This is a genomic window from Comamonas sp. GW821-FHT11H03 (genome assembly GCF_058807955.1).
In genome coordinates this window covers 133,913-159,060 of sequence record NZ_JBXARF010000005.1, presented here as the reverse complement: position 1 = coordinate 159,060, position 25,148 = coordinate 133,913, and the positions used below count along the sequence as shown (strand labels likewise).

Sequence of the window (25,148 nt, the reverse complement as noted above, 5' to 3'; positions counted from 1 at the left end):
GCTCTGTAAAAATAACTAGGGCTTTTACGCAAGGGTTTTCAAGCAATCAGCTCTCGACCGACCTGGCGCGATAAAGGCCGGGAGAGCTGCCCGTCCAGCCCTTGAATGCACGTTGAAACGCCGCCGCATCGGCAAACCCCAGGTCTGCCGCAAGCTCTGTAAAGCTGACTTTGCTGGTCCCCAGCCGAGAGACCGCGATGTCTCGGCGAAGCTCATCCTTGATGGCCTGAAAGGAGGTGCCTGCAGCAGCCAGCTTGCGCTGCAGCGTGGGGGCCGACATGTTCAACTCGGCGGCCGTGGCTTCCAGCCCTGCCCACTGCGGACGCGACTGCAGCAGATGGGCATGTACGCGGGCATCCACACCTTCTCCGGTACGCGGCGGCATGATGGCCGCCGCCGGCCAGCTGGCCACAAAGGTCTGCAAAGCCTGCTCGTCGCGGCTGCAGACACGGGCGAGCTTGCGCGCGTCAAACCAGAATGCCGAAAACGGCAGGCCGAAATGCAAAGGCGCAGGAAAGGTGTCGCCGTAGTCGTTGGCGTAATCGGGCTGCCCGAAGGCAAAGTCAAAGTGCTGTACCTTGAGCGTACCGCCCATCAGCCAAGCAGTAAGCCGCCACAGCACACGCAGGGAAAACTCATAGAGGAAATTGGGCAGCGGCTCATTCCCCACCGGGCGCAGCACAATGCCAGCCAGCGCTCCATCACGCACCAGTTGCACATCCACCTGGTCCTGCAGCAGCACATGGGCCTGGCACATGCGCTGCAGCGCAGTCTCCATTCCGTGCCCTGAAAGGGCCTGACGGGCAATCAGCTCCAGGCTGCCGCGCTTGAGCGGTCTGGAGAACTGGCACATGGCCTCGTCTCCCAGCATCTCCACCACTCGCCACATCAGCGCCACATACTGGTCTGCCGTGACTCTGGCGCCTTCCTGCGCCAACAGCAAAGGGGCTATGCCTGCACGCAGCAGCAGCTCCTCGCAGTCATGCCCTCGTCTTCTCACGCCGGCAGTAATACCTCGCACCAACGCCATGGAGATCGTGAAAGGAACGATAGAAGCAGCAGCCATGAAAAGATCACCTTGAGGTCTTTTGACATACGAAAGATGCGCTCGGCAATGGGTTTGCGCATCGGTAAATCCTACGATGGCCCTCATTGCTCGACATCTGCTTGCCACTTTCCCAAGGAGCCCTCATGAGTCGCGATGTGTTTGTTGCCGGCGTAGGCATGATTCCATTTGCCAAGCCCGGAAAGAGTGATCCCTACTTCCAGATGGGCTCCAGCGCCACGTCCCTGGCGCTGGCAGATGCAGGCCTCGCGTATGACGCAGTGCAGCAAGCCTATGTGGGCTATGTCTACGGTGACTCCACCGCCGGTCAGAGAGCGCTGTATGAGGTGGGCATGTCCGGCATTCCCATCGTCAACGTCAACAACAACTGCTCTACCGGCTCCACTGCACTGTTCCTGGCACGCCAGGCCGTGGCCAGCGGCGCTGCAGACTGCGTGCTGGCCCTGGGGTTCGAACAGATGACCCCTGGTGCACTGGGCTCGGTCTTCAGCGACCGGCCCAGCCCCTTTGACCGGTTCGAAGCGGAAACCGATGCCCTGGTCGGCGACAACGGCGTGCCACTGGCCCTGCGCTACTTCGGCGGAGCTGGCAAGGCGCATATGGAGCAGTACGGCACGCAGCTTTCCACCTTCGCCAAGATCCGCGCCAAGGCCAGCCGCCATGCGGCGCGCAATCCCCTGGCCCTGTTTCGCACCGAGGTTACGGAGGAAGAGGTCATGGCCTCCCCCGTGATGTGGCCGGGCGTAATGACCCGGCTCATGGCCTGCCCACCCACCTGCGGCGCGGCAGCCGCCCTGCTGGTGTCCGAAGCCTATGCGCTCAAGCATGGCCTGGATCACAGCGTGCGCATCCGCGCCCAGTCCATGACCACGGACAGCCCCAGGACCTTCGAGGCTCACGATATGCGCGAAGTAGTGGGCTTCAGCATGGCACAGGACGCTGCGCGCCAGGTCTATGAGCAGGCGGGCATCAGTCCCCAGGACGTGGACGTGGTGGAGCTGCATGACTGCTTTGCGCAAAACGAACTGCTGACCTACGAAGCCCTGGGCCTGTGCCCCGTGGGCGGCGCGGAAAAGTTTGTCTGCGACGGCGACAACACCTACGGCGGCAAGTTTGTGACCAATCCATCGGGCGGCCTGCTGTCCAAGGGCCACCCTCTGGGCGCCACCGGCCTTGCCCAGTGCACGGAGCTGGTGCAGCAACTGCGCGGCCGCGCCGACCAGCGGCAGGTTGCCAATGCCCGCCTGGCGCTGCAGCACAACCTCGGCCTCGGTGGAGCCTGTGTGGTCACCCTCTACGAGCGCGTCTGAAGGAGCTGCCGATGATTGACCCGCAATGGATAGGGCATGTTCTGCCCTCTTCCGAACTCAGCCTCGACCGCAGTCGCCTGCGTTTCTTTGCCAAGGCCATCGGTGAGAGCAATGCCGTCTATACCGACCTGGAGGCCGCCCGCGCAGCGGGCTACCCGGACCTGCCCGCGCCCCCCACCTTTTTGTTTGCGGTGGAAATAGACAGTGGCACGTCCGACCTGCTCCTGCAAACCCTGAACATCCCGATCGCCAAGATCCTGCATGGTGAGCAGAGCTTTTGCTATCACCGCAGCGCCTGCGCCGGAGACCGCATCACGGTGCTGTCCAGGATCGATGACATCTACAGCAAGAAGAACGGCGCGCTGGATTTTGTCGTGAAGTCATCGCGCGCCGTCAATCAGAACAACGAGCTGGTGGCAGAAATGCGCTCCGTCATCGTGGTTCGCAACTAGAAAGGGCTGGCAATGAACACCCCTCGCTACGACGAGGTCCAGGTTGGAGATGTACTGCCCGCTATCGACCTGCCCCCGATCAACCGCACCACACTGGCCTTGTTTGCCGGCGCCTCAGGCGACCACAACCCTATTCATATCGACACCGACTTTGCGCGCAAGGCCGGCATGCCCGATGTGTTTGCGCACGGCATGCTTGGCATGGCCTGGCTGGGCCGGCTGCTGACCAACTGGGCGCCACAGTCCCGGCTGCGCCGCTTCGATGTGCGCTTTCAGGGCATTACCCATCTTGCCAATGCGATCTCATGCACGGGCCGCATCGTGGAAAAACGCGATGCGGACCGCGGCGTCCGCATCGAGGTGCAAAGCAGCAATCAGCATGGCCAGACCAAGATCGCGGGCGATGCCTGGATCAGATTGCCCTGAGAGCGTATTGATTCCCTCAAGGAGACAGCAATGACAGGAAAACTCGACGGCAAGGTGGCTTTGGTTTCGGGCTCTGGCCGCGGCATAGGCCGCAGCATCGCCCTCAAGCTGGCCAGCGAAGGCGCACGCCTGGTCATCAACGACCTCGACGCCGAACCCGCCAATGAGACTCTGGCCTTGATACGTGAAATGGGCGGCGAGGCCATTGCCTGTGTGGGCAATGTCACCCACACCGACTTTGCCGAGCGCTTTGTCGGCGCCGCCGAACAGAAATACCAGGGACTGGACATCATCGTCAACAACGCCGGCTACACCTGGGACAACGTCATCCAGAAGATGAGCGACGAACAGTGGTATGCCATTCTCGATTGCCATCTAACAGCGCCGTTTCGCATACTGCGTGCGGCCCAGCCTGTCATCAAGGCCTTGTCCAAGGCCGAGCTGGAATCTGGCCAGCGCGTCATGCGCAAGGTGGTCAATATCTCCTCGGTGGCGGGTCTGTTCGGCAATGCGGGCCAGACCAACTACTCCGTGGCCAAGGCCGGCATCACAGGCATGACCATGACGCTGGCCAAGGAGTGGGGACGCATGAACGTCAACGTGAACTGCGTGGCATTCGGGCTCATCAAGACAAGGCTGACCAACTCCGCCGCCAATGGCGAGACAGCCCACATCGAGGGCCGCGATATCAAGGTAGGCGTGAACCCCGGCCTGATGGCCGCCATGGAGCAGACGATTCCCCTGGGTCGGGCCGGCACGCCCGACGAAGCAGCGGGTGCGGTCTACCTCTTTTGCCAACCTGAGTCGGACTACATCAGCGGCCAGACCTTGATGTGTACCGGCGGCCTGACAGGGGTCTGAACATGCTGCTGCCCAAACCCTTTCAACATGACTGGATGGATGCCGAGATCGACGCCTTCCGGGAGCAGGTGCGCCGCTACATCGAGCGCGAGCTGGCATCCCATGTCCCCGCCTGGCGCGCTCAGGGTTATGTGCCGCGCGAGACCTGGCGCGGCTTTGGCGAACATGGCTTTCTGCTGCCCGAGATGGACGAGCAATGGGGCGGCGGCGGTGGCAACCTGGCCTATCAGCTAGTGGTGCAGGAAGAGCTTACCAAGGCCGAGATTCACGCCATCACCAGCGTGCACACCATCACCGCCCATTACATAGACACCTATGGCACGCCCGAGCAAAAGCAGCGCTGGCTGCCCAAGCTGTGCAGCGGCGAGATGCTGGCCGGCATTGCGATGACCGAGCCCAGCATGGGCTCCGACCTGAAAGCCATGCGCACACGTGCTGAGCTTGATGGGGATCACTACGTCATCAATGGCTCCAAGACCTTTATCACCAACGGCTTCACCGCCAATCTGCTGGTAGTGGCCGTGCGTACGGGTGATGCCGGCAGCGGCGGTGTATCTCTGGTGGTGCTGGAGACCGAGAACCTGCCCGGCTTTCGCGTTGGACGCAGGCTGGACAAGATAGGCCAGCATATCTCTGACACAGCCGAACTGTTTTTTGAAGACGTGCACATTCCCACTTCTCAGTTGCTGGGCGGCACCGAAGGCCAGGGCTTCAAGCAGCTGATGGGCCAGTTGCCCTATGAACGCATGCTGCTTGGCGTGGGAGCAGCCGCCGCCATCGAAATGGCCGTGGCGCTGACGGTGGAGTACACGCAGCAGCGCAAGGCTTTTGGCCAGACGATCGCCGACTTCCAGAACACGCGTTTCAAGCTGGCCGAATGCGCCACCACTGCCCATGTGGTGCGCAGCTTTGTCAACGACTGCATACAGCGCCTGCTGGATGGCACGTTGGAAAACGAGGCCGCCTACATGGCCAAGTGGTGGTGTAGCGAGCAGCAGTGCAAAGTGATGGATGAGTGCCTGCAGCTGTTCGGCGGCTACGGCTATATGGAGGAGTACCCGATTGGCCGGATGTATGCCGATGCACGCATCCAGAAGATCTACGGCGGTGCCAATGAAATCATGAAGGACCTGATCGCCAGACGCCTGTTTTCATAAGCGGGGCTCAAGACCCGCTCTTTTCTCCAACACACTGACCTTGGAAGGCCTGTCATGTATCTCACGCAAAATCTGCGCCGCTCCATACAGCAGCAGCCCCACGCCACGGCCACGATCTACAACGGTCGCAGACGCAGTTTTGTGCAGTTGGGCGACCGTGTGGCCCGCTTTGCTGGCGCCTTGCGCGCACTGGGCGTGCAAGCGGGCGACCGCGTGGCCATCCTCGGCCTGAACTCCGACTGGTATCTGGAGTACTACCTTGCCACCTACTGGGCGGGCGCTGCCGTCAACCCCATCAATATCCGATGGAGTGCTGCAGAGATCGCCTATTCACTGGACGACTGTGACACCCATGTCCTGCTGGTGGATGACAGCTTTCTGCCCCTGATTCCTGAAATCCGAAAGAGTGCACAAGCCCTGCAGACGCTGATCCACATCGGTGATGGCCCGGCTCCCGAAGGCATGCTTTCCTACGAGGCACTGGTTGCCAATACCGCGCCGGTGGAAGACGCCTTGCGTGGCGGAGATGATCTGGCCGGTGTGTTCTATACCGGTGGCACCACCGGCACGCCCAAGGGCGTGATGCTCAGCCATCGCAATCTCTACACAAACGCCATCTCCGGCGTCTGCGAGAACACGGCACGTCGCAGCAGCGTCGGTTTGCATGCTGCGCCCATGTTTCATCTGGCAGACGGTGCCTTCATGAATGCGCTGCTGGCTGCTGGTGGCTGCCATGTCATGGTGCCGCGCTTTGATCCTGTGGCCGTTCTTCAGGCTATTTCCACAGAATCGATCACCGACCTGCTGCTGGTACCCACCATGATTCAGATGTTGGTGGACCACCCGGATGTCCATCAATATGACCTGAGTTCGCTGCAGAACATGTTGTATGGGGCGTCGCCCATTTCCGAAGGTCTGTTGGACCGGGCCATGAAGACCATTCCCAGCGTCGGCTTCACCCAGGCCTATGGCATGACGGAGCTGGCCCCGGTCGCCACGGTTCTGAGCCCCGAAATGCACAGACAGGAGGGACGGGCCCAAGGCCGCCATCGCAGCGCCGGACGCGCCACGGTCTGCACCGAAGTCCGTATCGTGGACCCCGACGGGCAGGAAGTGGCACGGGGCGAGGTGGGAGAAGTGGTTGTTCGCGGCCCCGGCGTCATGCTGGGCTACTGGAACAAGCCTGCCGAGACTGCCGCTGCCATTCGCAACGGCTGGATGCACACGGGCGATGGCGGCCGCATGGATGACGAGGGCTATGTATTCATCGTCGATCGCCTAAAAGACATGATCGTGACTGGCGGCGAGAACGTCTACAGTGTGGAAGTGGAAAGCGTAATCACCACCCATCCAGGCGTCGCATCCTGCGCCGTCATTGGCGTGCCCAGTGAGCAATGGGGCGAGCTGGTGCATGTCTTCATCGTGCGCAAAGCCGGTGCCATGCTTGAGGCCGATGAGCTAATCCAGTTCTGCAAGAATCGCATTGCCCACTACAAATGCCCGCGTGGGGTTTCCTTCATCGACGCCATGCCGCTATCTGGCGCGGGCAAGATTTTGAAGACCACATTGCGCGCACCCTTCTGGGCCAACCAGGAAAGAAAGATCGCCTAATGTCCGAACTCGTTTTATGGGAGCAGCGCAATGGCGTCGGCCATATCGTGCTGAACCAGCCCGACCAGGGCAATGTCATCAGCACCCCCATGGCCCATGCGCTGGCCGCTGCGGTGCAACAGGCCTGCAAGGCAGATATTGGCGCTGTACTGATCTCTGCTGCAGGCAAGCAATTTTGCGTGGGCGGGGATATTCGTGAGTTCGTGCAAAACCGCAATCAGCTGCCCCGCCAGATCACGGAAATTCTGGCCCTGCTCAACCCCACCATGCACGCACTGGTCACCATACCCGTGCCTGTCATCAGCGCCATTCAGGGTGCGCTGGGCGGTGGCGGCATTGGCCTGGGTCTGTGTGCTGACATCGTGCTGGCCTCCAACAAGGTGTTCTTGCGCGGTGGTTACTCGGCCATAGGGTTGAGCCCGGATCTGGGCTCCTCCTACTACCTCAGCCGCAGGGCTGGTGCTGCCAAGGCCAAGTACCTGCTGATGAGCAACCGTCCTGCCTCTGCCCAGGACTGCTTGCGCATGGGCATCTTTGACGAGTTGCATGAGCCGGATGCTCTGGCTGCCCAGGCCCTTCAACTGGCCGAAGAACTGGCTGCAGGCGCTCCCCATTCTCTGGCTCATATCAAAAAGCTCTGCGACAGTGCCCACAGCCATGATCTGGCCGCCCACCTCGAGGCCGAACGCCTGGCCATCACCGACTGCGCCAGCCATGCCAATAGCCGTGAGGGCGTGAGCGCCTTTCTGGAAAAACGCGCTCCCGCTTTTTCACGCCGCTGAAACTGCCTTTTATTTAAGCAACACATACAAAACCTTTGTGAGCAAGGCTTTGCAGACATTTCCCCGGAATTACCCACAGACCGGCCCACATGATCTGGGGACAAGCCAAGCTGTTGTGTAATCACCCGCATGCCCAGATTGATTGCCCCCAGCAAGGACGAAAGTGCCCTGCTCCCTCCGTTTCTGGAATTGCCCGAACATGCAATCCACCTTCCGCAGTCCGAAGCCGAATTTGAAGCCGCCTTCAAGGCCATGAATGCCGAGCCTGTGCTCGGCTTTGACACGGAAAGCAAACCCATCTTTAATATCGGCCAGCAGGACAACGGCCCTCATCTGGTGCAGCTCGCCACGGCCAGCCAGGTCTGGCTGCTGCAGCTGCACAGGCCCATGGCTCTGGAAGTATCGCGCATGGTGCTGGCTGCAGAACATATCTGCAAGGTCGGCTTCGGGCTCGATAACGATAAACACTCCCTGCCCCGCAGGCTGGGAGCGCCGCTGATCAATATTCAGGATCTGGACAGCCGCTTCAAGCGGCTGGGCTATGGCCCGTCGGTGGGTGTGCGTGCTGCCGCAGCGCTGGTACTCCAGCAGAGCTTTCGCAAGTCCAAGCGCACCACCACCTCCAACTGGGCCGCAGCAGAACTCAGCCCGGCCCAGCGACGCTATGCCGCCAATGACGCCCATGCCCCGGCCGTCATCTATGCGCACCTGCCCACCTGGGAAAGCGCCCTCCCCGTTCCTCCACGGCGCGCCCCCAGAAGTCCGAGGTCCTGAAGTGTCGTGCCTCCGATCGCGAGCCGAATCCTGAAGGCAAGGCGTCAAGAGTTCTGGGCCTGATAGCGGGGTCAGGCAATCATTCTCCATTGCGACTGGCTCTCGTCTTGCGCAGAGCTCATGACGCAATCCCGCCCCGCCTTCTTGGCCTGGTAGAGCAGCGCATCGGCCTGGGCCAGTGCCTGCTCGAAATCCTGCGCGGAGCTGAGTGCAGCAATGCCAAAACTGGCTGTCACCCTCATTTGCGCAGGCATTCCTGCGAGCACATGACTTTGCAAGCGCTCACGCACACGCTCCACAATGGCTTGCGCTTCGAACAGCTGTACTCGCGAAAGCAGCAAGACGAACTCCTCTCCGCCGAAGCGGGCAACCAGATCACAGTCTCTGACCTGCTGAGTCAGCAGTTGTGCCAGGTGCTGCAGCACCTGATCGCCAGCTGCATGACCCCAGTTGTCGTTGATGTACTTGAAATGATCGATGTCCACAGCGACCACGGCCCAGGGCACCAGCCGCTGATCGGCCAAACGCGACTCTGCGGCCTCCATGAAAGCGCGACGATTGAGCAGGCGCGTCAAAGAGTCCCGGTTGCGCTCTTCGCGCAATGTCGTCATCACATCCCTGACCGAGCATGCCAGCAGTCCTACAGCAAACCACATCGCAAACAGAAGCGCTATGGCCTGGGTGAGCAGCCAATATCCGGATCGGGTCAGCTCCTGCACTTCGTGCACAGGCAACAGACTGACGGCCGCAGGTCGTAACAAGGCATTGCATACATTGAGCCCATAGGCCCAGCGCACTCCGCGCTCCAGCCAGTCCTTTGACGAATCGGCCCTGAGAAAAGCCGGTATGGCCAGGGTCAGCTGCAGCGCCATCGCCAGTGCCAGACACTGCACGCGGACCCACAAGTTATTCTCGATCCGGGAAAAATAGAACAGCACCGACAGGGCGACGACAGCGATCAGAATGCCGCCGGGCACACTCGCCCCCGCAGACCCCAGCCTAAGTGAAACCCCTTGCGCCAGCGACCAGGTACCAAGAAGGTACAGGCATGCCGTGGCCATGGCAAACTGGCTCAGCTGCGCATTGCTCATCAGGCTTTGGGCAGCCAAAGCCGTCGCGAGCAGCACATAGCCGCCCACCAGCCAGAGCAGAAACAGCGCACGCGGCTGTCGGCGTTGCACATACCAGCAAGCCAACAGGGCAAACCCGAACAACACCACGCAAGCCGGTGCAATCAAGGCAAAGTACAAATCTGCAGGCTGGCCCAATTGAGGTTCTCCGCGCAGGAAACTGTGAATTCAACGTCATCCATTCTCCGGCGAGAAGTATCTCCAATATTCCAATACAGCGCTCGCCTTCACTCTGGCATAAGCACATAGCCATTAGGTCGTTCGCCTGAATCAGCGTCCTGTCCATAATCAATGACGCCAAAGCTCTGGCTGTGGCGTTCGAATAACTTGCCAAAGAGACACACACATGCGCATAGAGACACTCGCCGTACATGCCGGCTATTCCCCCGACCCCACCACCAAGGCTGTGGCCGTGCCCATCTACCAGACGGTGGCCTATGCGTTTGACAGCGCCCAGCATGGCGCCGATCTGTTTGATCTGAAGGTCCCGGGCAATATCTACACGCGCATCATGAATCCCACCACCGACGTGCTGGAAAAGCGCGTCGCGGCGCTCGAAGGCGGCATTGCCGCACTGGCCGTTGCATCAGGCATGGCCGCTATCACCGCCGCCATCCAGACCCTGGCCGAAGCGGGCGACAACATCGTGTCTGCCAGCACGCTCTACGGCGGCACCTACAATCTGTTTGCCCACACCTTCCCGCAGCAAGGCATCGAGGTGCGCTTTGCAGATCCACGCGATCCGGCCAGCTTCGGCAAGCTGATCGACGGCAGGACCAAGGCGGTATTCATCGAGTCCATCGGCAACCCGCTGGGCAATGTGACCGATATCCGTGCGCTGGCCGATGTGGCCCACCAGCATGGTGTGCCGCTGATCGTCGACAACACCGTGCCCTCTCCCTATCTGCTGCGCCCGTTTGAACATGGCGCAGACATCGTCGTGCATTCTCTGACCAAATACCTGGGCGGCCACGGCACCAGCGTTGGCGGGGCGATCGTGGACAGCGGCAAGTTCCCCTGGGCGGAGCACAAGGCCCGCTTCAAGCGCCTGAACGAACCCGACATCAGCTATCACGGCGTGGTCTACACTGAAGCGCTGGGCCCCGCCGCCTTCATCGGCCGCGCCCGCGTCGTTCCGCTGCGAAACATGGGCGCTGCCATCTCGCCGCAGAACGCCTTCCAGATTCTGCAGGGCATCGAGACCCTGGCCCTGCGCATGGACCGCATCTGCGAAAACACGCAGAAGATTGCCGAAACCCTGCAGCAAAACCCCAAAGTGGAGTGGGTGCGCTATGCCGGGCTCAAGGACCACCCCGACCACGCCATCGTGCAAAAGCAGTCTGGCGGCCGCGCCTCCGGTATTCTCTCCTTCAGCCTCAAAGGCAACGAAGGCCGTGCGGCCGGTGCACGCTTCCTGGATGCCTTGCAGCTGTTCACGCGCCTGGTCAATATCGGCGATGCCAAGTCGCTGGCGACCCACCCCGCCTCAACCACCCACCGCCAGCTGGATGCCGAAGAGCTGGCCAAGGCCGGCGTGACCGAAGGCATGGTGCGCCTGTCCGTGGGCATCGAGCATATCGACGATCTGCTGGCCGACCTGAACCAGGCGCTGGAACGGGTCTGAAAAGGCGTCCAACTCTGGCGCGCGGCCTCAGGCATCGCGCGCCAGGCGCAGCCCCGTCATCTGCCAGCGAGCCGTTGCGGGAAAGAAGTTGCGATAGGTCAGCCGAGCATGACTGGCAGGCGTGAGGCAGGAGCCTCCGCGCAGCACATACTGGTTGACCATGAACTTGCCGTTGTACTCACCCACGGCACCCTCGGCCACGCGAAAGCCCGGGTAGGCGGCATAGGACGAATGCGTCCACTCCCAGACCTGGCCAGTTGCCACCCCATGATGAGCGCCTGAGATTTCAGGATGCAGGCTGGCATGCCCTACTGCCGAGGACACAGGCCAGTCATGCGCGCTCATTGCCACCTCCCACTCCATCTCCGTCGGCAGGCGCGCACCGACCCAGCGCGCATAGGCATCGGCCTCGAAATAGGAAATATGACAGGCAGGCCTCAGCGCATGCAGAGCCGTCACGCCATACAGGCTGAACTCCTGCCAGCCCACATCACCTGAAGTATCCTCAGCTTGCCTCCAGTACCAGGGGTGGCTCAGTTGCTGTGCCTGGCACCAGTCCCAGCCCTCGGCCAGCCACCATTGCGGCTGACTGTAGCCACCATCCAGTACAAAGCGCAGAAACTCGCCATTGTTCACGGGCCTCGATGCAATCTGCGCGGCTTGCACATAGACGCTGTGCCTGGGCATTTCATTGTCAAACGCAAAGCTGCCGCCGCCATGACCTATGCTGTAGATGCCCGCCTCAAGTGGCTGCCAAGTGATATCGGCATAGGCCTGCACGCAATTCCCCTCTGCCCCCCCACCTGTCGCATAAGCAGGCCAGAGTGGGTGACAAGAAAGCAAATGCTTGATGTCGGTGAGCATCAACTCCTGATGCTGCTGCTCGTGCTGCAGACCCAATGTGACGAGCTGAGCAACGGCCTCCTGCGTCGTCGGGCTTGTCTCTTTCATGGCGGCCATCAGCGCCAGCATCTGCTCATCCACCACAGTGCGATAGGCCATGACCTGTGCCAGAGCCGGCCTGGTCAACAAACCCCGCTGGGCTCGCGGATAGCGTGTCCCCACCTGCTGGTAGTAGGAGTTGAACAGCATGCGATAGCTGGCATCGAAAACCTGATACCCCTGCTGATGCACGGCCAGTACAAAGGTTTCGAAGAACCAGCTGGTATGGGCCAGATGCCATTTGGCAGGACTGGCATCGGGCATGGATTGCACGCAGGCGTCTTCGGCGGACAATGGCGCTGCCAGCTTTTGCGTGCAGGCCCTCACCTGCGCGAACTGCTGCGCCAGTGCCGTCCAGTCCCATGCCTCAGACGAGACGAAAAGGGGCAGAACCATGGCTTCAGGCATGGACATGAATGACGGCAAACCATTGCTGCTCATCGGTCCAGACCCTGGGTTCGGCAAATCCTGCGCAAGCCAGCATGGAGAGGAAATCGGACAGCGGGTATTTGTAGCTGTTCTCCGTATGGATGGTCTCGCCCTGAGCAAAATAGCGCAGGCCCTGAGGCCAGCACACCATGACGGGGCGACGGGCGCGCAAATGCATCTCTATGCGCGATGTCCGGCTGTCGAAGCGCGCCTCATGCGCCCAGTCCTGAAGATTGAAATCGCTGCCCAGCAGACGGTTCACATGATTGAGCACATTGAGATTGAATTCGGCTGTGACGCCCTGCTCATCGTCGTAAGCAGCTAACAGAACCGGTACCGGCTTGGGCAGATCGATACCAATGAGCAGACCGCCGTCGCCCTCCACGAGCGAATGCATATGTCTGAGCATATGCAAAGCCTGCTGTGTATCGAAGTTGCCGATCGAGGAGCCAGGATAGAACAGCTCACGCCGCGCCTGCGGCACGCCTGACGGCAGATGCCAGTCCCCCGTGAAATCCGCCGCAACCGCACGAGCCGTAAGTCGCGGAAAGTCATGCTCCAGCCTCGCCACAGCGGCCTGCAAAAACTCGACCGCAATATCCACCCCGAGAAACTGCTGCGGCCCCACGCTGCGACACAGGCGTCGCACCTTTTCGCAATTTCCCGCTCCCAGCTCTATCAGCACCTGGCAACCCGCCATGGCCTGGGCGATCTCCAGGTCGTAGCGAGCCATGATGGCCGCCTCGGTTCTTGTGGGATAGTACTCGGGCAGCTGGGTTATCTGCTCAAACAGGGCGCAGCCATGCGCGTCATATAGGAACTTGGGGGAAATCTGCGCCTGCCGCTGCATCAGCCCCTGCGCCAGTTCACAGCGCACAAGCGTCGAGGGGGTATACGCATCCATAAAGGTGCAACTCTCGCCCTGAAGCTGTGGAGGTCTCAACGAGGTCGCCAGAGGCAATGGAATGCGCCCTGCGCGTGATGCAAACTCTATTGATGCTGCCTGCCTGTCCGGTATCGCGCGCATGCTGATCCTCCTGATGAGCCGATCGCGCGATGCAGCCACTGCCCGCGCCATCACTGCCAAGCCTGCCTTAGGCCCTCAGCCTAGCGCGGCCGGCAATCGGCAGAAGTAGGACTGAAGCCAGCGATTCTTTTACTGCATGCGTATGCAGCAATGCTGACAAAGTCAATACTGCTCAAAGAATTCAGCAAAAAAAATCGGTACCCCGCGTTGGCGGAATACCGATCTAAACATACACCCTAGCCTCCGAAGTCATCAGGCCATGCCGACCTGATGACCCCGATGCACCGCAGAGCCTGCGGTGCGTGCCTCGCCTGCGGGAAGAAGGCCGCAGACAAGAACACTCTTTGCCGTGAAGCTATCAGAAGCGATAGCCCACGCCCACACCCACCAGCCATGGGTCAACCTTGAACTTGGTGTTTTCAAACACGCCTGCACCTGTGATCTTGGTGCCCAAATACACCTTCTTGATATCGAAGTTCAGCGACCAGTTCTTGTCCAGCGCATAGTCGAAGCCGACCTGCAGCGCGCCGCCAAAACTGTTCTTCTTCACGGTCACGGCACCATCCAGGATGTCCACGCTCGAGAAGCGTGTGTAGTTCACGCCTGCCCCCACATAAGGCTTGAAGGCCCCAAAGTTGGTGAAGTGGTACTGCGCCAGCAAGGTGGGGGGCAGATGCTTGAGCGAACCGATCTTGCCGCCATTCAGGCGCACATCATGCTTTTGGGGATAGGTCAGCACCAGCTCTGCCGCGATGTTGGGCGTGAAGAAGTAGGACACGTCCAGTTCAGGCATCCACTTGTTGTTGATGCTCACGCCGGCGTCTCCAGCAGCGCCACCGTTGTCGCTGTCCAGATGCAGAGCGCGCACGCGAACCTGCCAAGGGCTGGAGCCGTCAAACGAAGATTGGGCAAAAGCGGTCCCGGCAGTCAGGGCACTGGCAACAGCAGCAATCGCGATCAGAGTCTTTTTCATGGGTTCTTTCCTTGAAGAATTGGGTGAGTGCAATGCTTTGCATCCCTTGGCATCCATTGAAACAAAGCCGTTGCCACACGGGTTTGTCCCATGTCAACCCGCACACCAACACCGCAAAGAAAAAAGCGGACGTTGCCCATAGGCCACGTCCGCCCAAGATACTGATGAAGCGCAAAAATTTGCGTCACCAGTGATGGTATTCGTCACTTCGGATGAGCCACCCCAGCTGGTCGCAGCTTGTGCCACAGCTCCACGCACACCACAACCGCACCGCCAATGACGCCCCCGACCAGCACATGCACCAACACCGGTCCCAGCATTGCTGCCATACCGCCCGTGGGCACAATCACCTGCTCTATCCAATGCTCGACAGGCTTTATGCCGTGCACCAGCAAGCTACCGCCCACCATGAACATGGCGGCCGTGCCCACGATGGACAGCCCGCGCATCAGCCACGGGGTAAAACCAATCAGACCACGGCCCATGGCCTTGGCAGCGCTGCTGCTCCTGGCCATCAGCCAGCCACCCACATCATCCATGCGCACAATGCCGGCCACCAGTCCATAGACGAAGACGGTGATGGCCAGAGCTACAGCGATCAGCACCGAGGCTTGCTCCCATATGGGTTTGGCGGACACCGTACCCAGCGCAATCGCCATGATTTCGGCCGACAGAATAAAGTCCGTACGCACGGCACCCTTGACCTTCTGCTTTTCGTACTCCATCGGGTCCATCTGCTTTTCACGCGCGGCACGCACCGATGAAGGTGCAACACCTTGATGGGCAGCCTCCTCGGCATCCACCACGGCGTCATGTGCATCATGCTTTTGGTGTTTGTGAAACAGCTCAAGGATCTTCTCCACGCCTTCGAAGCACAGAAAAGCTCCTCCCACCATCAACAATGGCGTGATCAGCCAGGGCACGAAAGCGCTGATCAACAACGCCGCCGGCACCAAGATGGCCTTGTTCATCAACGACCCTTTGGCCACAGCCCAGACCACGGGCAGTTCCCGGTTGGCCTTCACTCCCGTGACCTGCTCGGCATTGAGTGCCAGATCGTCGCCCAACACGCCGGCTGTCTTTTGCACCGCCACCTTGGTCTGGGTAGCCACATCATCCAGAATCGCCGTGCTCTTGCCTGCCGCAGTCTTGGTCATCAAGGCCACATCGTCCAGCAAGCTAGCAATATCGTCTAGCAACATCAAAAGGCCGGCACCTGCCATCGCTTCTCCCGGTGGTTTGCAAAGTCGCCATCATGCCTGCAAACCGTGCCACGATTGCGACAGGAAATTGCCAATCAGCTGCGCGTTCGGCACGGGTCCTGGCTTTGCAGCGACAATGAACGCCCTTACCGAACGGAAACCCTGTGACTCAAGCCATCGCTCATGCCGAACTGATTGCCAGCTACCGCAAACTTGCCGCAGAGGCCGCCAAGAAGGCCGAGCTGGTCAAGGCCGCTGCGGGCAAAGGCCCCAAGACCATTGCAACGGTCAGCGAAACCGCTGCCAAAGCCGCGCGCCGCCGTGAGGTGATGGCCGCCAAGCTGGCCAAGCTCGGCGTCGTTCTGCCGGACTGAGCCCCAACAAGCAGGTTTCTTCGGGCAGTCTTCCTCAGTCTTCCTATTTGCTGGTCTTGAAGCCCTGCGTCGCCGCCCAGGCGGCCACATCGTCGCGGCGGATGGCCGCCGCCATGAGCTGCGGAAAGGCATCGGGGGTGCAGGCAAACGAGGGCACGCCCAGTGCCGCCAGCTTGGCCGCCAGTTCCGCGTCATAGGCCGGAGCGCCCTCGTCGCTGAGCGCCAGCAGTGTAATGAACTGCACGCCCGCCTCCACCAGCTCGTTGGCGCGGCGCAGCAGGCCCGACTCCACACCGCCTTCGTATAGATCGGAGATCAGCACCAGAATGCTGTTGCGCGGCTCGCTGATCAGCCCCTGGCAATAGCCGACCGCACCATTGATATCGGTGCCACCGCCCAGCTGCACGCCAAACAGCACATCGACGGGATCGTCGAGTTTCTCCGTCAGATCGACCACGGCCGTATCAAACACCACCAGCTTGGTGGCCACGGCCGGCAGACTGGCCATCACCGCACCGAAGATGCTGGAATAGACCACCGAGTTGGCCATGGAGCCGCTCTGGTCAATGCACAGGATCACCTCGCGCTGCGGTCGGCGCGCCTTGCGCCCATAGCCAATCAACGTCTCCGGAACAATGGTCTTGTACTCGGGCTGCCAATGGCGCAGGTTGGCGCGTATGGTGCGATTCCAGTCGATCTCCGCATGGCGCGGGCGGCGGTTGCGCTGGCTGCGATCCAGTGCCCCGGCCACGGCACTGCGCATGGGCTCTTCGAGCTTTTTCATCAGTTCGTCCACCACCTTGCGCACCACCAGCCGCGCCGTGGCCTTGGTGTTCTGCGGAATCACCGAGCCCAGCGAAATCAGGTCCGCCACCAGATGCACATCGGGCTGCACGTTCTCCAGCATCTCAGGCTGCAGCAGCAGCTCACGCAGATTCAGGCGCTCCATGGCATCGCGCTGCATGACCTGCACGATCTGGCTCGGAAAGTATTTGCGGATATCGCCCAGCCAGCGCGATACCGAAGGCGAGGAGTTGCCGCGCCCGCCCTTGCGCGATGCCAGCTTGCTGTCTTCCTCATACAAGGCGGCCAGCGCCTTGTCCATCTCCTGCAAACGGCCTGTCACACCGCCGCAACTGGCGTCAGCGGGGCTGCCCAGCACCATGCGCCAGCGCTGCATCCGCGTAGTGGGCTGCAGCTCTTCGGATTCCTGTTGCGGCTCAGTCGCCATATTTGCTGTTTGCTTCATGGTCACACCTTGGCCGCAGCCGCATCAAAATCGGTAGTTGCCTGGGCCTGGCCCATCAGCGCCTGAGGCAGATTCAAGCCCAGCAGCTCATTGAGCACGGGCAAGGCCAGCAAGGCACGCGACTCATCCCAGGGAGCGGCATCGTCCGCGGCACCCACGATGGGACCGGGTGCCGCAGCGCCTCCGACAGGCGTTCGCTTGACCTTGTCGCCCAGGCTTTGCCGCTCGTGATTGCTAAAGGCCGAGAAACTGCGCCGCACCAGCGGCAGAATCTGTGCAAACTGCACCTCGCCCAGAGCGCTGAGCCAGGCATCGACGGCCCCCCAGATGGACTCGTCATGCAGCAGCACCAGCGCCTGCCGGTTCAGAAAACCGTCCAGCCAGGCCGCCACATCCATGGGGGCCGCACCCAGCGAAAGATTGCGGTTGAACTGACGCACGATTTCAGCGCTTTCCAGCAACTGCTCGTCCAGCAGCAAGCGGCAGGCCATGCCGCGCAGCAGCGCCGCTGCGGCATCCCCCATGGCCAGGCTGCGCAGTGCCAGGCGCCAGGCATCCACCGCCTGCTGCGCCTGGCCGTCGCTGGTTCGCAGCCGCAGTGCCTCGTGCGCCGCCAGCACCTTGGTCTTCATGGCGGCCGCCGCATCCTCATCCATGGCCATGCAAGCCACGGGCAAGCCGATGGCGGCGCGCAGCACCAGCGAATCGATCACGCCAGCCAGCAGCGCCGTATCCGTCTGGCGCACACTGCCATAGCGATAGACATTGGCCAGCGGCGGCAAGGCCTGCAGCAGCTGGCCCACATCGCCCGTGGTGGCTGCACGCTGGGCCAGCGTGGCGATCAGGGCTTCGACCAGCTGCGGCAAATCGGTCAGCAACGCATCGTCGATGGCCTGCGCGATTTCGGGCAGCGAGGTCTCGGGCGTCAGGCTGGCTCGCAGCTTGGCCGTGGCTGCCTGGGCCACGGTCGCGCCGTGAACGCTGGCCTCGATGATGCGCACCGCCAGCTCGGGCTCCCACTGCAGCTGCCAGCTTTCGCGGAAAGTGCCTCGATTGCGCTGGGCATCGGTGGCGCGCACGCCCCAGTCAATGCCGAGCAGGCGCAGACGGTGCAGAAAATGGCTGCGTGCCAGATCCGTGTCCTTGCGCAAATCCAGCGCCAGCAGCTTGCTGGCCGCCTCGGGCTTGAGACGCAGCGACTTCTGCTGCTGCTCGATATCACGCTGCAGCGGCACCTGGGGAACATCGGCAGGCACCTGGCCCAGCACATGACCGACGGTCAGTTCCTCCTCGATCAACCTGAGCGATGCGTCATCGCCCATGCAGATCACGGTGACGATGGCCTCGTTGATTTCGTCCAGGCCGGGCATGGGCTGGCCGCGCAGCGCCGCCAGACTCTCGGACAGCCGCGTGGCCTCGATGATGTGAGCGCTGGAGCAGTCCAGATCCTTGTCGCGCAGCAGATGGGCCACGCGTGTCAGCCAGCCCGCCGTGCGCAGCGTGGCCGGAGAAACCACGTTTTTGATAGCTGCTTTCGCTTTACCATCAAGCGTTTGAGGCTGATTTGACTCCAAATCCGGAGGCGGCTGATAGCACTGCCACAGATGCTGGTACCAGCCCGGCGAAGTCACGCCCGCACCATAGCCGCTGCTGCTGGCCAGGTTGCGATAAGTCCAGGGAGCCCAGGTCGCCAGCACCTTGGCCTTGGGCAAGCCTTTGAGCAAAGCACTGTCGGCCTTGGCCGTCACGCTGGCCTTGAGCGCCGGCACATGCCAGGCACCGCAGACCACGGCAATGCGCTGGTGACCGGCCTTGGTCGCCTCGCGAATGCACTGGCGCATATGGGCTTCGCGCAGTGCTTCGCGCTTCATGTATTCCTCACCGCGCCAATGTTCGCCGTCCTTGGCCAGCTCTTCGCGAGCTGCCGCCATCACCTCGCCAATGCTTTCAAACAGTGCTTCGCTGTCGCCTCGCTCCTCGACCAGACGGTTCCACCAGCTCTCGCCATCGTCAAAGCCTGCGGCATGGGCCAGCCAGTCCAGCGGATCGCGGTGCAGGTGCCGCGAGGCCGATGGCGGGAGATCCTGCTGCAGCTCATGCTCGTCGCCGTCCTGCATATCGGCCAGCGTCGTGGCCTGCACTCCATCCGGTGCTTCTGCGGCTGCCTGCTCGGAGTCCGGGACAGCCTCCAACAGCACAGCCTCCTCGGCTGCCTGAGCCGCCTTCTTCAGCGCTTCGCGTCGCGCAAACTCGATGGCCATGCCATGGGTCTGGGGCAGGTCAATAAAGCGGGTTGCAACACTCCGGCGACTGGCCCACTGCAATGCCTGCCACTCGGGTGAGAACTCGGCAAACGGATAGAACGCGGCCTGGCTGGGCTCGTCCTGCATATAGACCAGCATGGCCACGGGCGGGCGCAGCTCGGCGCTTTGCAGCATGGGCAGCAGCGCCTCCCCCTCGGGCGGACCTTCCACCAGCAGGCAATCGGGCTGCAAGGCCTCAAGCGCCTGCAGCAGACTGCGAGCGCAGCCCGGGCCGTGGTGGCGTATGCCGAAGAAATGGACGTTGTCAGCGGAAGTGGCCATGGGCTCGATCAGCAGTCACAGGAGAAAAGAATGGGAAAGTCCCGGGAAGTACGTCAGATCTGCTCGCGGCAGGCGCGGTACAGATCCTTCCAGTCGCTACGCTCCTTGACCACTGTTTCCAGATATTCCTTCCACACCACCGTGTCCTGCACCGGGTCCTTGATCACAGCTCCCAGCAGGCCCGAGGCCACATCGGCCGCGCGCAGCACTCCATCGCCGAAATGGCCGGCCAGCGCCATGCCGCTGTTGATGACCGAGATGGCTTCCGCCGTGGACAACGTGGAGCTGGGCGACTTCACGCGCACGGTCTTGCCGTCCTCGGTCTGACCGTGGCGCAGCTCGCGGAAGATCTGCACCACACGGCGCACCTCCTGCAGCGCGGGCGGCTCGGTTGGCAGCTGCAGCGCCCTCCCCTGCTCGGCCACGCGCTTGGTGACGATCTGCACCTCCTCGTCTTGCGAGGCCGGTACAGGCAGCACAACGGTGTTGAAGCGGCGCTTCAGGGCGCTAGACAGCTCGTTGACACCCTTGTCGCGGTTATTGGCCGTGGCAATGACCGAAAAGCCCTGCACGGCCTGGAACTCCATGGACAGCTCCGGCACAGGCAGCGTCTTTTCGGACAGCACCGTGATCAGCGTGTCCTGCACATCGGCGGGAATACGTGTGAGCTCCTCGATGCGCGCGATCTTGCCCAGCTTCATGGCATTGACCAGCGGACTGGGAATCAGCGCCTTCTCGGAAGGGCCATGGGCCAGCAACTGGGCATAGTTCCAGCCATAGCGCAGTTGCTCCTCACTGGTGCCGGCAGTGCCCTGGATCAGCATGGTCGAATCGCCGCTCACGGCCGCCGAAAGATGCTCGGACACCCAGGATTTGGCCGTGCCTGGCACGCCGTACAGCAGCAAGGCACGGTCGGTGGCCAGCGTGGACACGGCAATCTCCATCAGACGCGAATTGCCGATGTATTTGGGGCTGAGCTCAAACCCGTTGCTGAGCTTGCCTCCCATCAGATACTGAAGCACGGCCCAGGGCGAGAGCTTCCAGTTTGACGGGCGCGGACGATCGTCCACCTTCTGCAGGGCATCGAGTTCTTCAGCAAATTGCACCTCGGCGTGCTGACGTAGTACTTGGCTCATGATGACTTTCGGTTGAATGCAGAAAAAATCGAAGGCTTAGGCGCTCAGTGCGGCATGCAGGGCCAGGCGCAGATCGACGATACGGTTGAGTTGCTCGAGCACGCGCTCGTCATCCCAGGGACGCAGACGGGCGCGCTCCAGCCGCGCCTGTTGTTCGGGCGTCAGGTTGCTTTCCGCAGCCACTGAGGTGACCTCTTCGGCCGCATCGGCCACCTTGGATACCAGCTTTTTCCAGAGCCCGGCCAGCCCTGCCGGGGCTGCTGCCTCGGGATGCTGCTGCGGCACGGCAAGTTCCTCCACTTGTGCTGGCTGACGCCAGAGTCGCACAAAGCGCGACAGAACGGTCGGATGCAGTCGGCGCGCGCAGGCCAGCACGGCCTGATCGCCCTGCCAGCTATGCCAGTTGCCTGTAGCCTGTTTGCCGCCCAGCGCCTTGTCCAGAGCGTCCATCAGTTGCTCAGACATGGATTGAGAAAACACGCCAACCACCGGCATGCTGCTCTCGATGATGTTGATACGGTCCACCAGGCCTCCCTTGGCCTGCTGCAACTGCGCCTGCCATAGCGCCTCGCGCTCGTGCTGGCTCAGCCGGTCCAGCAGGGCCGGCAGCAGCGCTCCAGCCCGAGCATCGCGTTCCATGGTCTGCAACAGTGCAATCCAGCGCACATCGGGCTGATCGCGCAGGGCCGCCAGCCAGCCCTGGCGCAAAGCGGTCTTCCAGTCGCTGCGACGGCTCCAGTCCCAGAGCTGCTCGGGCGTCATCTCCAGGGTCTGCAGCCAGAAATCGATGGACGCAAGCTCCACCATCTGCTGCAGCCACCAGGCTTTCACGCCCTTGATATAAGCGGGCGGTTGCAGCGCAATGCCGTCGCGCTCCCAGTCCTTGCTGCCCTCCTCGGGCGGCTCGATCTGCCATTCCCCCTTGGCATTGCGGCTCAGCATGGACTGCAGCCAGCCCGTGATACGCAGGCTGTGCGCACTTTGCGGCAGACGCGAGAGCAGACGGGCCGCGTTCTCACGCACCTCCTTGCTGCGATCGGTCAGCAGCCTTTCCAGCAGCGGCTCGTCCGCCATGGACAGTCCCACGCCCAGGGCCAGCACCATGGGCGCACGCTCCTTGGCATTGAGCTCCTTCAAGCTGGCTTCCAGTCTGGCGCGCGCCTGGTCTGCATCGGTCTCACGTTCGCTGTGCAGCAGCGCCACGCGCTGCTCGATGGAGCCCTCCTGCCAGATCAGCTCGGCATTGGCCGTCTCCTGCACGCCGCTGGCATAGCTCCATTGCGGGTTAAGCCCGGCCAGCCAGCGTCCTCGCTCCCCCAGCACCGGCGTCAGCCAGGTACGCAACTCCACCGAGCGGCGCCCCTCGTTCAAAGCCTCGACCAGGAGTGCATAAGGCAAGCGCTGTCCGGCCTGATCGAGGGCGTGAAACATCGGAGCCAGCATGCTCTCGGGCCCATTCTGCAACACATCACGCATCAGACCATGCAAGCGCTCATCCTCGGGCGCACGGCGAGACTCGTCGGCAGGCAATGCCGGGGAGCTCAAAGGTGCGCTGAGCCGAACCTGCACACCGGGCTGCCAGCCCGCGCGCTCCAAGACGGCGGCGACGGCACTGGCCCTCAGCAACTGTGCAGCCGTTGATGCAGCCGGCTGCAGCCAGGCGGCTTGCATGGCTTGCAGACCGGCGCTGGCTGCGGAATCGACCTGCGCGGTCAACACCGCAGGAACGGCCAGCCTGTCCGCGCCGACAAGACTTGACTGCTGCAGCGCAGCCCATAAATTGGCGCTGCTCATGGCATCTCTCCTTGGTTCTGCCAGATGGGGGACAAGGCTTGGCTCTGAGCAGCCTGCTGCCACGCACTGAGCAAGCGCCAGCGCCCCAGTTGCGGCCCGGACTCCCACTCGCCAAACAGGGCCAAAGGCGTGCCGCCGCTTAGCGCCAGCAGCCGCCAGGCTTCGTCATCGGCAATCACCGCCGGCACGGGCGCCCGCTGGCTCTGCCCTGTGGGCCAGCCCACCAGCCATTGCCCCTCGGCATACAGCAGCTGGGCATTCGCACACCACAGCGGCTGCACCGGCTGCAACGCATTGGCGGCAATGCGCTCGCCCAGTTGCAGCAACGGTTCGCCCAAAGCCTTGAGCGTCAGGGCTGCAGCATCGCAGTTGTCGAGTGTTTCAGCCCCATTGATGGCGACCGCCCGCAAGCTCGCCCTGCCAGGGTAGAAGCTCAAGGCTGTGCGATAGGCTCCGCCGCTCACCCAGGCCGTCTCGAAACCGCGCCCGCCCTGGGCATAGTCCAGCATCAGGGCCGCGCGGCCGGTATTGAGGCCCTGCAACCAGACGCGGCGCTCCAGCAGGCGACCCTCGCGCTCGATCAGGCGCTGGCCCAGCACCCGCCAATCGTCGCTGATGGTCTCGCCACGGGCCTGTACTTCGGCCTTGTCCATGGGCCAGCCCAGGGCAGCCATGACGTCGGCCTTCACCTCGGGGCTCAGCGAATCACGCCGCTGCACCGCGTCCACCAGCAGCTGCCAATGGCCAAGCTGCACCAGCAGGTCACGCGGCCAGGTCGGGTGGCTGTCCACCAGCTCCCAGGCTTCCCTGATACGCGCGGCCATGCCCGTGGCCTGGGCATCGACCATGCGTGCCGCCATGGTGTTCCAGTGCTGGCGCGTCTGGCTGTCGCCGGCCTGATTGGCCAGGCCGGTGCGCACCATGTCCTGCATCCATAGTGACAGCTCCTGCATGCCGCCAGCAACCTTGTCCCAGCGTTTGTCCTCGCGCTTGGCCTGCTGTCTGGCCAGAGCCTCCTGATCCGCCACTGGCGCAGCGGCAATGGCGGCAGCCTTGGCCTCTTTCTGCTCGGCTTTTTGCAGACGACCACCCAGCCAGTTGCTGACCCATTCCGGAGGCTCGCCGCCCTCTGGCACCTGCCCGCCTGCGCGCAGCAGCATCAGCGCCAGCCCGTGCTTGCAGGGGAACTTGCGGCTGGGGCAGGAGCACTTGAAGGCCGGCCCGCTCAGATCCACCTGAGTCTGATACGGCTTGCTGCCGCTGCCCTGGCATTCCCCCCAGACCGCAGCATCATTGCTGCCTGTGTTCGGCCATTTGCTCAGGGACTGCAGTCCCTTGGCCGCCTTGGATGACGCAGCATCCGGCGACAGTGCCAAAACTTCTGCTTCCGTTGCTAATACACGCGACACCAATGTCTCCCGTCCCGAATCAACGCAATATCTTGATAGTTCGAGGCGCTAACGCACCAAGGACGAGTGCGAGACTCTCCTCGGAAAACCTCGTCCGCGCTTTGCTGAAGCTGTGCTTTCAACGCGGCAAAAACTGTGGTTTGACAGACCGCGCAAACCTTTGCGCGCAATACGTCAGCCTATCATCGCCATGACACTGTGCCGATGAAAACGTGCAAAAAATCAGAACACAAAGGAGCTTGGTGACATGCATCAACCGGCTTCCTCGCCGAGCTTCGGCACCACTGTTCCCGGCGAACATTGAGTCCGCCGATGCTTCTGCAGATGCAAGTACCGACTCCGCCGCAGCCAAACCACGGCACCCTTGCTACTTTTGCTTACCAATAGCTCGACCCGGCTTCGGAGCTCCTACCGCACAAGCTGCCCGCAACTGCACCTTGCTGCCTATCTGGCTGTCGAACTGCTACCGTGGGTCTTTAATGCTCTGGGTCAAATCGATCAGGACACTTGCGAGGCTGCGCACGCCCGTGTCACAACCTTGGAAGCCGGCTCTGGGTCGGAGAATTAGCCACTGACGATGCTTCAGCTGGCAAGCCTGCTGCCAACAAAACAGAGGACTGCAAGAGATTCTCTCTGGCGGCCAAGGAGCAGCGTCGAAAGTTCTCAAGCAAGAGCTGTTCGCTGGCATCCCCCGCAGGCAGATCTGACTGGCGCCGGCCGGTCAGCACAAACAGCACATCCACACCTGCAGCGGCAACCGCAGCAAGGTAATCGCCATCCGGCTTTCTTTCGTCTTTCTCGTAGAGCAGTTGCGCCTGCAGCCGGACTCGGTGAA

General features: G+C 61.9%; 21 protein-coding genes. 10 read left to right on the top strand and 11 right to left on the bottom strand.

The features are described from left to right. Positions 1–46: 46 nt before the first annotated feature. Positions 47–1,066 carry an AraC family transcriptional regulator gene (locus AC1RTQ_RS13170; RefSeq protein ID WP_492876335.1) on the bottom strand — a complete coding sequence of 340 codons (1,020 nt, stop codon included), beginning with the start codon at positions 1,064–1,066 and terminating at the stop codon, positions 47–49. 125 nt (positions 1,067–1,191) lie between these two features. On the opposite strand from AC1RTQ_RS13170, the gene AC1RTQ_RS13165 reads away from it, so the two are divergent. The 8 genes from AC1RTQ_RS13165 (at position 1,192) to AC1RTQ_RS13130 (ending at position 8,439) form a co-directional block, all read left to right on the top strand. Beyond that, positions 1,192–2,376: a lipid-transfer protein gene (locus AC1RTQ_RS13165; RefSeq protein WP_409812888.1), complete on the top strand. Its 1,185-nt coding sequence runs from the start codon at positions 1,192–1,194 to the stop codon at positions 2,374–2,376. An 11-nt stretch (positions 2,377–2,387) separates the two neighbouring features. Continuing rightward, positions 2,388–2,828 (top strand): MaoC family dehydratase N-terminal domain-containing protein, encoded by a 441-nt coding sequence (locus AC1RTQ_RS13160; RefSeq protein WP_492876333.1) that lies wholly within the window; start codon positions 2,388–2,390, stop codon positions 2,826–2,828. Positions 2,829–2,840: 12 nt separating this feature from the next. Continuing rightward, entirely contained in the window at positions 2,841–3,254 is a 414-nt protein-coding gene (locus AC1RTQ_RS13155; protein ID WP_492876331.1) for a MaoC family dehydratase, read from the top strand. 30 nt (positions 3,255–3,284) lie between these two features. Continuing rightward, positions 3,285–4,115: an SDR family NAD(P)-dependent oxidoreductase gene (locus tag AC1RTQ_RS13150; RefSeq protein WP_492876329.1), complete on the top strand. Its 831-nt coding sequence runs from the start codon at positions 3,285–3,287 to the stop codon at positions 4,113–4,115. Positions 4,116–4,117: 2 nt separating this feature from the next. Continuing rightward, positions 4,118–5,272, top strand: coding sequence for an acyl-CoA dehydrogenase family protein (locus AC1RTQ_RS13145; RefSeq protein WP_492876327.1), 1,155 nt, complete (start codon positions 4,118–4,120; stop codon positions 5,270–5,272). A 54-nt stretch (positions 5,273–5,326) separates the two neighbouring features. Then, positions 5,327–6,883 carry an acyl-CoA synthetase gene (locus AC1RTQ_RS13140; RefSeq protein WP_492876325.1) on the top strand — a complete coding sequence of 519 codons (1,557 nt, stop codon included), beginning with the start codon at positions 5,327–5,329 and terminating at the stop codon, positions 6,881–6,883. Beyond that, positions 6,883–7,665 (top strand): enoyl-CoA hydratase/isomerase family protein, encoded by a 783-nt coding sequence (locus tag AC1RTQ_RS13135; protein WP_492876323.1) that lies wholly within the window; start codon positions 6,883–6,885, stop codon positions 7,663–7,665. The genes AC1RTQ_RS13140 and AC1RTQ_RS13135 overlap by 1 nt, the downstream gene beginning before the upstream one ends. Positions 7,666–7,794: 129 nt before the next feature. Then, the gene (locus AC1RTQ_RS13130) at positions 7,795–8,439 is read left to right on the top strand and encodes a 3'-5' exonuclease (protein WP_492876321.1); all 645 of its coding nucleotides are present in this window, start codon (positions 7,795–7,797) and stop codon (positions 8,437–8,439) included. A 71-nt stretch (positions 8,440–8,510) separates the two neighbouring features. Here AC1RTQ_RS13130 and AC1RTQ_RS13125 read toward each other — a convergent pair whose 3' ends face one another. Beyond that, the gene (locus AC1RTQ_RS13125; RefSeq protein ID WP_492876319.1) at positions 8,511–9,707 is read right to left on the bottom strand and encodes a GGDEF domain-containing protein; all 1,197 of its coding nucleotides are present in this window, start codon (positions 9,705–9,707) and stop codon (positions 8,511–8,513) included. 208 nt (positions 9,708–9,915) lie between these two features. Between AC1RTQ_RS13125 and AC1RTQ_RS13120 the strand changes: the two genes are divergently transcribed. Beyond that, positions 9,916–11,193: an O-acetylhomoserine aminocarboxypropyltransferase/cysteine synthase family protein gene (locus AC1RTQ_RS13120; RefSeq protein WP_492876317.1), complete on the top strand. Its 1,278-nt coding sequence runs from the start codon at positions 9,916–9,918 to the stop codon at positions 11,191–11,193. Positions 11,194–11,220: 27 nt separating this feature from the next. On the opposite strand, the gene egtB is transcribed toward AC1RTQ_RS13120, so the two are convergent. From egtB to AC1RTQ_RS13100, 4 genes are all read right to left on the bottom strand, one after another. Next, positions 11,221–12,549 (bottom strand): ergothioneine biosynthesis protein EgtB, encoded by a 1,329-nt coding sequence (gene egtB / locus AC1RTQ_RS13115; protein WP_492876315.1) that lies wholly within the window; start codon positions 12,547–12,549, stop codon positions 11,221–11,223. Beyond that, positions 12,536–13,468 carry an L-histidine N(alpha)-methyltransferase gene (gene egtD, locus AC1RTQ_RS13110; protein WP_492876313.1) on the bottom strand — a complete coding sequence of 311 codons (933 nt, stop codon included), beginning with the start codon at positions 13,466–13,468 and terminating at the stop codon, positions 12,536–12,538. Before egtD ends, egtB begins: the two co-directional genes overlap by 14 nt. Before the next feature lie 481 nt (positions 13,469–13,949). After that, entirely contained in the window at positions 13,950–14,564 is a 615-nt protein-coding gene (locus tag AC1RTQ_RS13105; protein ID WP_280031332.1) for an OmpW/AlkL family protein, read from the bottom strand. Positions 14,565–14,767: 203 nt separating this feature from the next. Continuing rightward, positions 14,768–15,787 (bottom strand): DUF808 domain-containing protein, encoded by a 1,020-nt coding sequence (locus AC1RTQ_RS13100; protein ID WP_492876311.1) that lies wholly within the window; start codon positions 15,785–15,787, stop codon positions 14,768–14,770. A gap of 143 nt (positions 15,788–15,930) precedes the next feature. Here AC1RTQ_RS13100 and AC1RTQ_RS13095 point away from each other — a divergent pair, with 143 nt between their 5' ends. After that, positions 15,931–16,140 carry a hypothetical protein gene (locus AC1RTQ_RS13095; RefSeq protein WP_492876309.1) on the top strand — a complete coding sequence of 70 codons (210 nt, stop codon included), beginning with the start codon at positions 15,931–15,933 and terminating at the stop codon, positions 16,138–16,140. Between the two features lie 43 nt (positions 16,141–16,183). On the opposite strand, the gene AC1RTQ_RS13090 is transcribed toward AC1RTQ_RS13095, so the two are convergent. The 5 genes from AC1RTQ_RS13090 to AC1RTQ_RS13070 are packed head-to-tail and all read right to left on the bottom strand — an operon-like array spanning position 16,184 to position 24,280. Further along, positions 16,184–17,389, bottom strand: coding sequence for a VWA domain-containing protein (locus AC1RTQ_RS13090; protein ID WP_302091333.1), 1,206 nt, complete (start codon positions 17,387–17,389; stop codon positions 16,184–16,186). 2 nt (positions 17,390–17,391) lie between these two features. Beyond that, positions 17,392–19,974: a DUF5682 family protein gene (locus AC1RTQ_RS13085; protein WP_492876307.1), complete on the bottom strand. Its 2,583-nt coding sequence runs from the start codon at positions 19,972–19,974 to the stop codon at positions 17,392–17,394. A gap of 53 nt (positions 19,975–20,027) precedes the next feature. Then, positions 20,028–21,110 (bottom strand): ATP-binding protein, encoded by a 1,083-nt coding sequence (locus tag AC1RTQ_RS13080; protein WP_492876305.1) that lies wholly within the window; start codon positions 21,108–21,110, stop codon positions 20,028–20,030. A gap of 36 nt (positions 21,111–21,146) precedes the next feature. Next, on the bottom strand, positions 21,147–22,904 hold the full coding sequence (locus tag AC1RTQ_RS13075; protein WP_492876303.1) for a DUF5691 domain-containing protein: 1,758 nt from the start codon (positions 22,902–22,904) through the stop codon (positions 21,147–21,149). Then, a complete protein-coding gene (locus AC1RTQ_RS13070) occupies positions 22,901–24,280 on the bottom strand; it encodes an SWIM zinc finger family protein (protein ID WP_492876301.1) in 1,380 nt (459 codons plus the stop codon). Before AC1RTQ_RS13070 ends, AC1RTQ_RS13075 begins: the two co-directional genes overlap by 4 nt. Between the last annotated feature and the right edge of the window lie 868 nt (positions 24,281–25,148).

Excerpts from the sequence above, each read along its gene's own strand:
- AC1RTQ_RS13170 (WP_492876335.1), bottom strand. The coding sequence starts at position 1,066 with ATGGCTGCTGCTTCTATCGTTCCTTTCACGATCTCCATGGCGTTGGTG.
- AC1RTQ_RS13165 (WP_409812888.1), top strand. The coding sequence starts at position 1,192 with ATGAGTCGCGATGTGTTTGTTGCCGGCGTAGGCATGATTCCATTTGCC.
- AC1RTQ_RS13160 (WP_492876333.1), top strand. The coding sequence starts at position 2,388 with ATGATTGACCCGCAATGGATAGGGCATGTTCTGCCCTCTTCCGAACTC.
- AC1RTQ_RS13155 (WP_492876331.1), top strand. The coding sequence starts at position 2,841 with ATGAACACCCCTCGCTACGACGAGGTCCAGGTTGGAGATGTACTGCCC.
- AC1RTQ_RS13150 (WP_492876329.1), top strand. The coding sequence starts at position 3,285 with ATGACAGGAAAACTCGACGGCAAGGTGGCTTTGGTTTCGGGCTCTGGC.
- AC1RTQ_RS13145 (WP_492876327.1), top strand. The coding sequence starts at position 4,118 with ATGCTGCTGCCCAAACCCTTTCAACATGACTGGATGGATGCCGAGATC.
- AC1RTQ_RS13140 (WP_492876325.1), top strand. The coding sequence starts at position 5,327 with ATGTATCTCACGCAAAATCTGCGCCGCTCCATACAGCAGCAGCCCCAC.
- AC1RTQ_RS13135 (WP_492876323.1), top strand. The coding sequence starts at position 6,883 with ATGTCCGAACTCGTTTTATGGGAGCAGCGCAATGGCGTCGGCCATATC.
- AC1RTQ_RS13130 (WP_492876321.1), top strand. The coding sequence starts at position 7,795 with ATGCCCAGATTGATTGCCCCCAGCAAGGACGAAAGTGCCCTGCTCCCT.
- AC1RTQ_RS13120 (WP_492876317.1), top strand. The coding sequence starts at position 9,916 with ATGCGCATAGAGACACTCGCCGTACATGCCGGCTATTCCCCCGACCCC.
- egtB (WP_492876315.1), bottom strand. The coding sequence starts at position 12,549 with ATGTCCATGCCTGAAGCCATGGTTCTGCCCCTTTTCGTCTCGTCTGAG.
- egtD (WP_492876313.1), bottom strand. The coding sequence starts at position 13,468 with ATGGATGCGTATACCCCCTCGACGCTTGTGCGCTGTGAACTGGCGCAG.
- AC1RTQ_RS13105 (WP_280031332.1), bottom strand. The coding sequence starts at position 14,564 with ATGAAAAAGACTCTGATCGCGATTGCTGCTGTTGCCAGTGCCCTGACT.
- AC1RTQ_RS13100 (WP_492876311.1), bottom strand. The coding sequence starts at position 15,787 with ATGGCAGGTGCCGGCCTTTTGATGTTGCTAGACGATATTGCTAGCTTG.
- AC1RTQ_RS13090 (WP_302091333.1), bottom strand. The coding sequence starts at position 17,389 with ATGAAGCAAACAGCAAATATGGCGACTGAGCCGCAACAGGAATCCGAA.
- AC1RTQ_RS13085 (WP_492876307.1), bottom strand. The coding sequence starts at position 19,974 with ATGGCCACTTCCGCTGACAACGTCCATTTCTTCGGCATACGCCACCAC.
- AC1RTQ_RS13080 (WP_492876305.1), bottom strand. The coding sequence starts at position 21,110 with ATGAGCCAAGTACTACGTCAGCACGCCGAGGTGCAATTTGCTGAAGAA.
- AC1RTQ_RS13075 (WP_492876303.1), bottom strand. The coding sequence starts at position 22,904 with ATGAGCAGCGCCAATTTATGGGCTGCGCTGCAGCAGTCAAGTCTTGTC.